At 66.9% G+C, this 12481-nt stretch carries 11 protein-coding genes; 3 read left to right on the forward strand and 8 right to left on the reverse strand.

From position 1 onward, the window contains the following. Nucleotides 1-2: 2 nt before the first annotated feature. Nucleotides 3-854: an ABC transporter permease subunit gene (locus LKD76_RS29930; protein WP_227984719.1), complete on the reverse strand. Its 852-nt coding sequence runs from the start codon at nucleotides 852-854 to the stop codon at nucleotides 3-5. Then, nucleotides 851-1840, reverse strand: a complete 990-nt coding sequence (locus tag LKD76_RS29935; RefSeq protein WP_227984720.1) for an ABC transporter ATP-binding protein — start codon at nucleotides 1838-1840, stop codon at nucleotides 851-853. Before LKD76_RS29935 ends, LKD76_RS29930 begins: the two co-directional genes overlap by 4 nt. Nucleotides 1841-1966: 126 nt before the next feature. Here LKD76_RS29935 and LKD76_RS29940 point away from each other — a divergent pair, with 126 nt between their 5' ends. Then, the gene (locus LKD76_RS29940; RefSeq protein ID WP_227984721.1) at nucleotides 1967-3187 is read left to right on the forward strand and encodes a sensor histidine kinase; all 1221 of its coding nucleotides are present in this window, start codon (nucleotides 1967-1969) and stop codon (nucleotides 3185-3187) included. After that, the gene (locus LKD76_RS29945; RefSeq protein ID WP_227984722.1) at nucleotides 3184-3849 is read left to right on the forward strand and encodes a response regulator transcription factor; all 666 of its coding nucleotides are present in this window, start codon (nucleotides 3184-3186) and stop codon (nucleotides 3847-3849) included. Before LKD76_RS29940 ends, LKD76_RS29945 begins: the two co-directional genes overlap by 4 nt. 21 nt (nucleotides 3850-3870) lie before the next feature. Here LKD76_RS29945 and LKD76_RS29950 read toward each other — a convergent pair whose 3' ends face one another. After that, the gene (locus tag LKD76_RS29950; protein ID WP_227984723.1) at nucleotides 3871-4515 is read right to left on the reverse strand and encodes a vWA domain-containing protein; all 645 of its coding nucleotides are present in this window, start codon (nucleotides 4513-4515) and stop codon (nucleotides 3871-3873) included. 172 nt (nucleotides 4516-4687) lie between these two features. Between LKD76_RS29950 and LKD76_RS29955 the strand changes: the two genes are divergently transcribed. Further along, entirely contained in the window at nucleotides 4688-5479 is a 792-nt protein-coding gene (locus LKD76_RS29955; RefSeq protein WP_227984724.1) for an LLM class flavin-dependent oxidoreductase, read from the forward strand. Nucleotides 5480-5540: 61 nt separating this feature from the next. Here the strand turns inward: LKD76_RS29955 and LKD76_RS29960 are convergent, their stop codons facing one another. From LKD76_RS29960 to lysS, 5 genes are all read right to left on the reverse strand, one after another. Continuing rightward, the gene (locus LKD76_RS29960) at nucleotides 5541-8090 is read right to left on the reverse strand and encodes an ATP-dependent Clp protease ATP-binding subunit (RefSeq protein WP_227984725.1); all 2550 of its coding nucleotides are present in this window, start codon (nucleotides 8088-8090) and stop codon (nucleotides 5541-5543) included. Between the two features lie 419 nt (nucleotides 8091-8509). After that, nucleotides 8510-9430 carry an esterase/lipase family protein gene (locus LKD76_RS29965; RefSeq protein ID WP_372466015.1) on the reverse strand — a complete coding sequence of 307 codons (921 nt, stop codon included), beginning with the start codon at nucleotides 9428-9430 and terminating at the stop codon, nucleotides 8510-8512. Between the two features lie 155 nt (nucleotides 9431-9585). Then, nucleotides 9586-10209: an FHA domain-containing protein gene (locus LKD76_RS29970; protein WP_227984727.1), complete on the reverse strand. Its 624-nt coding sequence runs from the start codon at nucleotides 10207-10209 to the stop codon at nucleotides 9586-9588. A 178-nt stretch (nucleotides 10210-10387) separates the two neighbouring features. Next, nucleotides 10388-10753, reverse strand: a complete 366-nt coding sequence (locus tag LKD76_RS29975) for a histone-like nucleoid-structuring protein Lsr2 (protein ID WP_227984728.1) — start codon at nucleotides 10751-10753, stop codon at nucleotides 10388-10390. A gap of 114 nt (nucleotides 10754-10867) precedes the next feature. Beyond that, complete coding sequence (lysS, locus tag LKD76_RS29980; RefSeq protein WP_227985471.1) at nucleotides 10868-12334, reverse strand: lysine--tRNA ligase; 1467 nt, start codon at nucleotides 12332-12334, stop codon at nucleotides 10868-10870. Between the last annotated feature and the right edge of the window lie 147 nt (nucleotides 12335-12481).

Here is a 12481-nt window from a genome sequence, read left to right on the forward strand (position 1 = left end):
GGTCAGGCCATATCGCGGCGGACCAGCAATGCGATTGTGGCCGCGGCGAATACGACGATGTAGACGGCCAGCGCCACGACCGCAGCCGGCCGAGAGAGGATGTCGAGCACCCCGGGAGTCGCCGCGCCCCCGACGGTGCGCATCGCGCCCGCCAGCGAGCCCGCCGCGGTGCCCGGCAGATGGTCGGTGATCGCCCGGATCGGCGCGAAAATCGACGCCACGCCGCGCAGCAGGTTCTCCACCACCAGCACCCACACCAGGCCCAGCCCGACCGCCAGCGCCGGTCCGCGCGCGATCGCCGCGACCGCCGCACCGGCCAGCGTCCACATACCGAGGATCGCCACCCCGGTGCCGAGGCCGAGTGCCGTCCGCCCGAGTGTGGGCAGTGTCAGGGATTGCTGCTCGACCACGCCGATCAGCGCGGCCACCCCGGTGTCCACCGCGAACGCGGTGACGACCAGTGCCACCACCACGGTGACCAGCGCCAGTACCGTGCCGCCCACCACCGCGGCCCGCGACGGTCCCTGCGTGAACACGGTTTTCCAACTGCCCCAGCCGTATCCGCTACCCGCCACCAACGCGCCGAGCACCAGCATGAGCCCTCCGCCGAACATGGCCATCCCCTGGGTGAACACCTCCGGCACGGCGGCCGGCAGCATCAGCTGCAGCAGCACCTCGCGCGGTTGCCCGTTCGACATCCGGGAACTGCTGCCGGAGGTGTAGGCCAGATAGTTGAACAGATAGGCGAAGACGAGATTCAGCACGATCCAGGTACCGAGCACGATCCAGAACGCCGGCCATTTCCGCAGTCGGGCGAATTCGGCTCGGGCACAGGCCATCAGGTCGGCGATCATATCGGACTCTCCTGTTTCGTCATCTCGAAGAACACTTCCTCCAGCGATTTCTCGTCGATCCGCAGCTCGAGCAGATCCGCCCGCGCCTCGACCACCGCGCGTGCCACCTCGGGCGCCATTGCCCTACCGGCATCGACTCTGATGCCGGCGGCGGTCAGCAACGCGGCATGATCGCCCACCACCCGGCGAACGGCCGGATAGGCCGCTTCCATCGGTTCGGCGCGCACGAGAAGTGTTGCCGCACCGCGCAATCGACTCACCGTCGATTCGGTGAGCAGCCGCCCGCCCGAGATGACCCCGACCCGATCGCATATTTCCTGCACTTCACCGAGCAGATGCGAGGAGAGCACGACGGTGTGCCCGTCGGCGGCCAATCCGGTGACGAGTTCGCGCATCTCGGCCATGCCCGCGGGATCCAGGCCGTTGGTCGGTTCGTCGAGAATGAGCAGATCCGGTCGCCCGAGCAGGGCCGCACCCACACCCAGACGCTGTTTCATCCCCAGCGAGTAGGTGCGGAGGCGATCATCGGCGCGATCGGCGAGTCCGACCCGGGCCAGGACCTGATCGACCTCGGCGAACAACTCCCGGCCACGCCCGGAACCGGCGTAGCGGTAGCGAGCCAGGACGCGCAGGTTATCGCGACCGGACAGATACGGATAGAAACCGGGACCTTCGATGAGAACACCGATCCGGCGCAGCGCCTCCGGATCGCCGGGCCGGCGACCCAGCACCGTCGCGGTGCCCGAACTCGGCGCGATCAGGCCGACGAGCATGCGCAGCGTGGTGGTCTTACCCGCCCCATTGGGTCCGAGGAAGCCGTAGATCTCACCCCGGCGCACGGTCATCTCGACCGCGTCGACGACCGTGTGGCCGCCGTATCGTTTGGTCAGCGCCTCGGTGGCGACGATCGAATCGGGCCCCGGTCGTGCGGTCTGGGTAGCCGTCCCGGCCGCGCGGTCCGGGTCGGTGGAATCCGAACTGTTCATATCTCGACAATCCGCTTCGCCGGGTGCCGGCACATCCGCCGCCACGCTCGGGCCGGCGTACGTATCCGGACGTAATTCCCCCCGCGGACCCCCGCGGCGCGCTCGGACGGGGTTACGGTTTCGACTGTGGAGCAGAGCAAGCGGCCCCGCGGCTGGGATGTGCTGCTGAGCGTGATCATCGCCGGCGTCCAGGTGGGCGCCGGCCATGCCGCAAACGCCCACCAGTCCGGTCTGCGGTCGCTGGACGCGCTCGGATATGCCCTGCTGGTGGCCGGACCGGCGCTACTGCTGCTGCGGCGCGCTCATCCGCGTGCGGTGTTCGTCGCCGTGCTCGCGATCACCGCCGGCTATCTGCTGGCGGGCTACGGATACGGCCCGATCTTCATCTCGCTGGTCATCGCCTTTCTCACCGCGGCCGCCCAGGGCTCGCGCTGGTACACCTATCCCCTGGTGCCGCTGGGCTATCTGCTGATGGTGTGGCCCGGGCCCGCGCTGCGCGGACACGGCACGAGCGGATGGCCGATGGTCGGCATCATGGCCTGGCTGGTCGTGTTGATCGCGGTCGCCGAGGGCATTCGCCAGCGACGTTCGGTGCTGACCGCCCGGCGCCAGCGCGCCGAGGCGGCCCGTCGCAACGAGGAGGCCGAACGCGCCCGCGAACTGGCCGAACGCGATCAGCGGGCAACCCTGGAACGACTGGCCATCGCGCGAGAACTGCACGATGTGCTCGCGCACAGTCTGTCGCTGATCAACGTGCAGTCGTCGGTGGCGCTGGAACTGCTGGACCGCAAACCCGAGCAGGCCGCCACGGCGCTGTCGGCGATCAAGGAGGTCAGCCGCGATGCGCTCGGTGAGGTGCACAGCCTGCTGCGGTCGATCCGGGCAGGTGCGGAAACCGTTGCGGCGCCGACCGCTCCGGCGGTCGGGATCGGCGATCTGGAATCATTGCTGGCTCCGACCCGAGCCGCCGGGACGGTAGTTCGTACGACGGTGTCGGGCACACCGAGACGATTGCCGGTGGTGGTCGATGTCGCCGCCGCCCGCATCGTCCAGGAATCCCTGACCAATGTGCTGCGGCACGCACCCGGCGCCGAAGCCGGCGTCACCGTGGACTATTCGCCGACCGGCCTGTGCATCACTGTGGACAACGAGCGGCCGGCGAATTCTCCACAGTCATCCACAGCCGGTGGGGGCAACGGCATTCCGGGCATGATCGAACGTGCCCATGCGCTCGGCGGCGAACTGTCGGCGGCAGCACGCGACGACGGCGGCTTCCGGGTCCGGGCGCGCCTGCCGATCCTCGCGTCGACGCCCCCCGAATACCCTGATACGCAGGAGGTTTCGTGAGTGGCATTCGTGTACTGGTGGCCGACGACCAGGCGCTGGTGCGGGCCGGATTCGCCGCCCTGCTGGACGCGCAGGACGGCATCGAGGTGGTCGGCGAGGCCGACAACGGCGAGCACGCCCTGCGCATGACCCGCCAATTGCGTCCCGATGTGGTGTTGATGGATATCCGGATGCCGGTGCTCGACGGCCTGGCCGCCACCCGCGAGATCGCCGCCGACCCCGGCCTCGCCGCGGTGCGAGTGGTGGTGCTGACCACCTTCGAACTCGACGAATACGTCTTCGAGGCCATGCGGTCCGGCGCCACAGGATTCCTGGTCAAGCACACCGAACCCGCCGATCTCGTGAAGGCGGTCCGGGTGGTCGCCGGCGGTGACGCCCTGCTCTCACCCAGCGTCACCCGCCGACTGGTCGCCGAATTCGCCACTCACGCCAAACCCGCACCCACGGCCGCCCTGTCGGAGCTCACCGATCGCGAACGCGAGGTGATGGCGCTGGTGGCCGAGGGCCTCACCAATGCCGAGATCGGACAGCGCCTGTTCATGAGCCCGGCGACCGCACGCACGCATGTGAGCCGAATCCTGTTGAAACTCAACGCCCGCGACCGGACCCAATTGGTCGTGATGGCCTACGAGTCGGGATTGGTCCGGCCCGGTTGGCAGTAGGGCGACGGGAGCGGTCCCGGATCAGTCCCCGGGATTGGATTGTTCGCGTTCGGAATCGGTGAATCCCGCACGCCGGGCCGCGCCGGGATCGGACTGCAGTCGCGCCGAATACGCGGCGGCCGCCCCGAATACACCGGCGACACCCGCGGGCGCCGCGGCATAGGTGATCGACTGGCTCGGCGCGAAGCCCATGCGCGAGCCGATCTCCACGGCATCCATATTCGCGCCGAGGAACAGGAAGTCCCAGCTGTAGACCTCCTGCTGCTGGGTGATCAGCGAACGCACCGCCGCATGCGTCCATTCGCGGCTGGAATTCTCATGACCGTCGGTGAGTACCACCACGATGACCGTGCCGGGCCGCTCGGATTCGGGACGGGCCGCCAATTCGGCGCCCACATCGGTGACCAGCCTGCCGAGTGCGTCGTACAGGGCCGTACCGCCGCGCGGAAGCAGCTGCGGCGCCGGGATCCGATCGATCGGCACATTGGAATACACACACTCGTATTCGGTGTCGAACTGCGCCAACGTCACCTGGATCTGCTTCGGCAGCGTGCGTTGCTGCTCGAAATAGGCGGCCAAGCCGCCCTCGGTATCGGCCTTGATCGACTGCATGGACCCGGAGCGGTCCAGCAGCACCGCGATGAGCGTCGCATCCGGATTGGTCATCGTCTCTCCCCCTGTCGAATATCTCGAACGCTCTCCACCGTACGCCCGCGCACCGACACCGGCGGACCAGCGCACTCGCCACCACCGCCGGGCCTGGATACGCCCTGCGGCGTAGGACGGATACCGCTTCGGCGCCGATGGCGGGACGCCCGGGTGACAGCACACTGGTGACATGACGATCCGTTTCGGAACCATGCTCGTTCCACGATCCGGCGGCAGCTGGGTCGCGGCCGCCCGCACCGCCGAACAGCGGGGCTACCACACCCTCCTGCTACCGGACACCCTGAATACGCCGTCCCCGTTCCCGGCGTTGGCGGCGGCCGCCGCGGTGACGACCACGCTGCGCCTGCGCCCCAACGTCATCGCGGTCCCGCTCCACACGCCGACCGCGGTGGTCCGGGAAACCGCTGCCCTGCAACTCCTTTCCGACGGCCGGTTCGAGCTGGGGCTCGGCATCGGCCGGCCCGCTGCCGAATCGGAGGCCGAACGCCTGGGCCGGCCGTGGGGTTCGCCCGGACAGCGCCGGGCCCTGCTGCTCGAGACGGTCACGGCCGTGCGCGCCGAGGTGGATCCGGCGCCGCCGATCGTGGTCGCCGCGTCCGGAGCGCGAATGCTCACCGCCGCAGCGGAATTCGCCGATCGCATCGTCGCCGCGCTGCTGCCGGACGCGAGCGAGCGGGACGTCGCGCAGCTGATCTCCCTGGTCCGCGACCACACCGATCGCCCGATCGCGTTCACCAGTCAGCTCATGGGCGTTGGTGATGTGACGTCGTGGTCGCCGGCCGGTCAGCGCTTCGACGTCGCACAGCTCCGCGAGGCGAACTCGTTCGGCCTGCTCCCCGGCGATCCCGACGCCGCCGCCGACATCCTGCGGCACCGGCGCGACGAGTACGGCATCGACGAGGTGATCGTTCCCGGCGACCTCGCCGACGCGTTCGCCCCGATCATCGAGCGCCTCCGCTGAAATGGATCGTGCCGATCACCCCTTTGCGGGGTGACCGGCACGATCGGTCTCGCTCGGACTACTACTCGCCCGAGGCCTCCGGGGTCGGCTCACCGGCACCGGCCAGCGCCGCCACCGGCTCGGCCTCCGGCTTCGCGGGCTTGGCCCGACCGGCGAAGGTGAACTTGGCGTCCTCGCCGGCGCCTTCGCCGTCCCAGTTCTCGACATCGACCGAGACGATCTGACCGGGGCCCAGCTCGCCGAAGAGGATCTTCTCCGACAGCTGATCCTCGATCTCGCGCTGAATGGTGCGACGCAGCGGCCGCGCACCCAGCACCGGATCGAAACCGCGCTTGGCCAGCAGGCTCTTGGCCTGGTCGGTGAGCTCGATCTCCATATCCTTGTTCCGCAGCTGCGTCGCGACGCGGTTGATCATCAGATCGACCATCTCCACGATCTGCTCGTTGGTGAGCTGGTGGAAGACGATCACGTCGTCGATACGGTTCAGGAACTCGGGCCGGAAGTGCTTCTTCAGCTCGTCGTTGACCTTGAGCTTCATCCGCTCGTAGTTCGAGCCCTCGTTGTTGGACTGGGCGAAGCCCAGACCCACGGCCTTCGAGATATCCGAGGTACCCAGGTTCGAGGTGAAGATCAGCACGGTGTTCTTGAAGTCGACCGTACGACCCTGACCGTCGGTGAGACGGCCGTCCTCGAGCACCTGCAACAGGGTGTTGTAGATCTCCTGATGCGCCTTCTCGATCTCGTCGAACAGCACCACCGAGAACGGCTTGCGGCGCACCTTCTCGGTGAGCTGGCCGCCCTCCTCGTAGCCGACGTAGCCCGGAGGGGCACCGAACAGCCGCGAGGCGGTGAAGCGATCGTGGAACTCGCCCATGTCGATCTGGATGAGGGCATCGTCCTCACCGAACAGGAAGTTCGCCAGCGCCTTGGACAGCTCGGTCTTACCGACACCGGACGGACCGGCGAAGATGAACGAGCCCGACGGGCGCTTCGGATCCTTCAGACCGGCGCGGGTACGGCGGATCGCCTTGGAAACGGCCTTGACCGCGTCCTCCTGGCCGATGATCCGCTTGTGCAGCTCGTCCTCCATGCGGAGCAGACGGGTGGTCTCCTCCTCGGTGAGCTTGAACACCGGGATACCGGTCCAGTTGGCCAGCACCTCCGCGATCTGCTCGTCGTCGACCTCGGCCACGACATCCAGATCGCCGGAACGCCACTGCTTCTCACGCTCGGCGCGCTTGGCGACCAGCTGCTTTTCCTTGTCGCGCAGCCGCGCGGCCTTCTCGAAGTCCTGCGCGTCGATCGCGCTTTCCTTCTCGCGGCGCGCATCGGCGATCTTGTCGTCGAATTCGCGCAGGTCCGGCGGTGCGGTCATGCGACGGATACGCATCCGGGCGCCCGCCTCGTCGATCAGGTCGATCGCCTTGTCCGGCAGGAACCGGTCGTTGATGTAGCGGTCGGCCAGGGTCGCCGCCGCCACCAGCGCACCGTCGGTGATGGACACCCGGTGATGCGCCTCGTAGCGGTCACGCAGACCCTTGAGGATGTTGATGGTGTGCTCGACGGTCGGCTCGCCCACCTGCACCGGCTGGAAACGACGCTCCAGCGCGGCGTCCTTCTCGATGTACTTGCGGTACTCGTCGAGGGTGGTGGCACCGATGGTCTGCAGCTCACCGCGAGCCAGCTTCGGCTTCAGGATCGAGGCCGCGTCGATGGCGCCCTCGGCGGCACCCGCCCCGACCAGCGTGTGCAGCTCGTCGATGAACAGGATGATGTCGCCGCGGGTGTTGATCTCCTTGAGCACCTTCTTCAGGCGCTCTTCGAAATCACCGCGGTAGCGGCTGCCCGCGACCAGGGAACCCAGGTCGAGGGTGTACAGCTGCTTGTCCTTCAGCGTCTCCGGCACCTCGCCGTTGACGATCGCCTGAGCGAGGCCCTCCACGACGGCGGTCTTACCGACACCGGGCTCACCGATGAGGACCGGGTTGTTCTTGGTGCGGCGGCTCAGCACCTGCATGACACGCTCGATTTCCTTCGAGCGGCCGATGACGGGGTCGAGTTTGCCTTCCAGCGCCGCCTGGGTGAGGTTGCGGCCGAACTGGTCGAGCACCAGCGACGTCGACGGGGTCCCGGACTCGCCACGAGCGCCGGACTCCACCGCCTCCTTACCGCCCTGGTAGCCGGACAGCAGCTGGATGACCTGCTGACGCACCCGGTTGAGATCGGCGCCCAGCTTCACGAGCACCTGGGCCGCGACGCCCTCGCCCTCACGAATCAGGCCGAGCAGAATGTGCTCGGTGCCGATGTAGTTGTGGCCGAGCTGCAGCGCCTCGCGCAGACTCAGCTCCAGCACCTTCTTGGCCCGGGGGGTGAACGGGATGTGACCGGACGGCGCCTGCTGGCCCTGCCCGATGATCTCCTCCACCTGGCTGCGCACACCCTCGAGCGAAATCCCCAGCGACTCCAGGGACTTCGCCGCGACACCCTCACCCTCGTGGATCAGGCCCAGCAGGATGTGCTCGGTGCCGATGTAGTTGTGGTTGAGCATCCGAGCCTCTTCTTGGGCCAGGACAACGACACGCCTCGCGCGGTCGGTGAACCTCTCGAACATCGCTCCCTCACTTCCTGCTCCGCTATCTACGACATCCGGCGCTGCTGTGCAGTCCGTGCTTCACACCTGTGGCGCCAGCCTGCCATGAAGCCCTGGGGTTGCCTCCCCCGCCTCTACTCTAGTTGCCGGGGGTCGCGGCCGTCGTCTGTCCACCCTATTGCGAACCGGCGACAACACGCCTCATTCAGTCATAACGGAACCCGTCCCCGGATCGTTTCCCCAGGGGCTACGCCCACAGCTGAATTCTGTGTCTTCGGCCTCCGCTTCGCTCCGGCGGGGGTTCGCGGCCCCTTGGTCTCGCCGTGCCCACTCATGAGCTGCCCACTCATGAGCACTGCCCCGGAAACGCTGTGTGCGTGCCGGGACGCCTCCCGTGGGACTGTCGCCTTTCTTGGGGGCCGGCCCGGCGGGCGCTCGAGCTATCCGGTCAGCGGCGGGATGAAGTGACAGGGCACCTCGTGGGGATGGGCCGGGTCCAAGGCGTTCAGGGCGAAGGCCGCGGCCCGGTCACTGCCCGCGATACCGGCATGTTCGGAGAAATCCGCCGCGCATCCGTCCTGGACCACTACGTTCGTGGTCTTCGGACCCGGGACCAGGGCGACCGTGTAGGGCACCACCAGCTCGTCGTATCGGGTCTCGATATTGGTGTAGGTGACATTCGGGTCGTAGACGCCGTCCGCGTTCAGCGCCCGCACGAAATCCGAGGCGCCCGTCATCTGGGCACACGCGGCACACGGGGTGACGCCGAGTGCGGCATCGAAGGCGGGGCCGGCGCCCAGCCGGCGGGCCAGATCGCGAGCCGGGTCGATCACCGGGCCGAAGGTTCCCAGCCACGGCGCCGCGATCGCCACGAACTTGTCGACCTGTTCCGAGCCGCCCAGTCGCTTGATGAAGTAGTTGCCGACCATATTGCCTTGCGAATGCGCGATCAGATCGACCTTCGCCGCACCCGTCGCGGCCCGCACCCGTGCCACGAAGGCCGCGACCTGACTCGCACTGTCCTGAATCGGGGCCATCCCGCCGATCGCCGACAACGGCCACGGCAGGTCGAATGCTCCGTAGGTCAGCGAATAGACGCAGTAACCCTCGTTGGCCAGCAACGGCGCGTACACGCCCCAATTCGTCTGAGCACCACCGCCGGTGCCGTGCAGCAGCACCACCGGTTCGGGATGGGCCGAGGTGGGACGGCACGACCAGTCGTTGGCGCCGGGCAGCGAACCGCCCGGATTCCGCAACTCGTACGGAATGCCGGAGAAGAAGTTGTAGTCGACCGGATAGTCGGCGCGCGCGGCCCCGGCGGCGGTCACCCACAGCGTGCTCAGCACGGCCAGGACCAGCATCGCACCGGGGAACCCCCGTAGTCCGCCCCGCGCTCGCACCGTACGAGATGGCCTCATGACCCCTCCCAAACTAGAACGTGTTTCGACACGCTAGCCGGAAGGGAGGCCCCGCCGGACCGATACCGGCGAGTAACCGGGACCGCCGGTCCCGGTTTTCACAGATCGCGGTGCGAGATGATTCCGGTCTGAATGGCCAAGGCCGCCAACCGCACCCGCTTCTGATTCTGCGGCAGATCCTCGACACCGAATTTCGAAAACAGCGTGCGCAGATGGGTTTTGATCGCGTCCACGCTCAGATACAGTTCGGCGGCGATCTGCTGATTGGACGCCGGGGTGGCGAATTCGGTGTTGCCCCGATACGGCCGGCACAACGCGATCAGCACCGCGCGCTGGGTATCGGTCAGCGACCGCAGGCTCGGCATGGAGGCCGCCGACGTCCGGGTCGCGTCGTCGACCGGCCCGGTGTAATCGTGGAACGACAGCATCGAGGTACCCACCCGGATCCGATCACCGGTCTCCAGCCGGCGCCGCCCGGCCAGCCGCTCCCCGTTGACGAAGGTGCCGTTGCGCGACAGCCCGTCGTCGACGATGGTCCAGTGTGCGCCGAGATATTCCACCGCCGCGTGGAGTCGCGACACCTCGGCGTCCCAGGACAGCGCCAGATCCGCCTGCGGTGACCGCCCGATCGTGATGCGCTGCCGATCCGGGGTCAGGGTGAGTTCGTGCCGCCCGCCCGCCTGGTCGGTGAAGCGAAGAAATGATTCGTGTATTTCCGTCACCGCGTCGCTACCCCCGATTCTCGAACGCCAGTGACGTCATATGCATAGGCCCATGGTGCCGCGCGACCGCTACGCCGAGCAAGATCACCACGCCGGACACCGAAATGCCGCTGCCGCCCGGACGTCGCACGATTCCTCCGGGCGGCAGCGGCATCCGCGGCCGGGTCTGTCGACCGCACTAGTTGTTGCGGCCCACTTCCTTGTGGTAGCTCTCCACGACATCGGCGGAGATACGACCGCGCGCGGAAACCTTGTGGCCCTTGCGCCGCGCCCATTCCCGAATAGCCGCACTCTGCTCACGATCCATGGACACTCGTCCCTTCGGCGCCGCGGTACCCGCACCGATCGGCTTACTGCGCCGGCGACCACTCACCCGACGGGCATTGGCGACCCAGGCGTCCAGCCCGTCCCGCAGCTTCGCGGCATTTGCCGCGGACAGGTCGATCTCGTACGAAACACCGTCGATCGCGAACTCGATGGTCTCGTCCGCAATGGACTCACCATCGACATCGTCGATCAGGCTAACGGTGACCTTCTTTGCCATGAGATGAACGTCCTCTCGAAATCGTGCGACCCGGATACCAGGCCGATGCCCGAGTCGAGAATACCTCTAAAAACGAAATTTCCAAGACGGGGAATCGGCATTCAATCCCGGTACTCAGCGCCCCGCGGGACGCACAATTGGGAACAGTATCGTTTCCCGGATTCCGAGACCGGTGAGCGCCATCAGCAACCGGTCGATTCCCATACCCGTTCCCGTTGTCGGCGGCATACCGTGCTCCATTGCCGCAAGGAAGTCCTCATCCAGACGCATGGCCTCGTCATCACCCGCAGCGGCCAATCTGGCCTGGTCGACGAAGCGCTCGCGCTGAATCACCGGATCCACGAGTTCCGAATAGCCGGTAGCCAACTCGAATCCGCGAACGTAGAGATCCCACTTCTCGGTGACGCCCGGCTTACTCCGATGCTGACGCGTCAACGGCGACGTCTCGACCGGGAAGTCACGCACGAAAGTCGGTGCGTAGAGCTTGTCGCCGTAGGTATGTTCCCACAGTTCTTCGACCAGTTTGCCGTGCCCGTAACCCTTGTCCGAAGGAATTTCCAGACCGACGCGATCGGCCAGCGCGAGCAATTCCGGAACAGTCGTTTCCGGCGTTACCTCCACACCGAGGGAATCGGACAGGGAGGGATACATCTCGACCGTGTTCCACTCACCGCTCAGGTCGTATTCCGTGCCATCGGCGAGAGTGACAACCTGGGTTCCGAAGACCTCTTGCGCGACTTCCTGGATCAATTCCCGCATCATCCGCGCGGAATCGTCGTAGGTCCCGTAGGCCTCATATGTTTCCAACATCGCGAACTCGGGCGAATGTGTGGAGTCGGCGCCCTCGTTACGGAAGTTGCGGTTGATCTCGAAGACCTTCTCGATCCCGCCGACCACACAGCGCTTGAGGAACAACTCGGGCGCGATGCGCAGATACAGATCCATATCCAGCGCATTGGAGTGGGTGACGAACGGCCGCGCCGCCGCACCGCCGTGCAAGGTCTGCAGCATCGGCGTCTCGACCTCGAGGAAGCCCCTGCGCTCCAACGCATTCCGCAGCGCCAGCACGGCCTTGACCCGGGTACGCGCCATCTCACGGGCCTCCGGGCGCACGATCAGATCGACGTAGCGCTGCCGGACCCGCGATTCCTCGCTCAGCTCCTTGTGCGCCACCGGCAACGGCCGCAGCGATTTGGCCGCCATCGACCAGGAATCGGCCATCACGCTCAATTCTCCGGTGCGTGAGGAGATCACTTCGCCGTGCACGAAAACGAAATCGCCCAGATCGACATCGGACTTCCAGGCGGCCAGCGCATCGGCGCCGACACCGTTCAGGCTGATCATCGCCTGCAGCTTGGTGCCGTCACCCTCCTGCAGCTGCGCGAAGCAGAGTTTGCCGGTATTGCGCATGAAGATGACCCGGCCGGCCACTCCGACCTGCAGTCCGGTGCTGGTATCGGCCTCGAGTTCCGGATAGGCCGCCCGGACCTCGGCGAGGCTGTGCGTCCGCGGCACCACTACCGGATACGGCTCGACACCTCCCTCGAGCAGCCGCTCACGCTTCTCGCGCCGAATCCGGATCTGCTCGGGAAGATCGACTTCCGCTGCGGCAGGACGGGATTGCCCCGCAGGAACCGAACCCGCGGAGTCACCGGACGAGGGCGTGTTCGGGGTGCTCACAGCGAACTACCCTATCGTGCGCCGGAAATCGTTTCGCGCGCGCCCGAC

The sequence above is a fragment of the Nocardia spumae genome (genome assembly GCF_020733635.1).
Taxonomy (GTDB): Bacteria; Actinomycetota; Actinomycetes; order Mycobacteriales; family Mycobacteriaceae; genus Nocardia; species Nocardia spumae.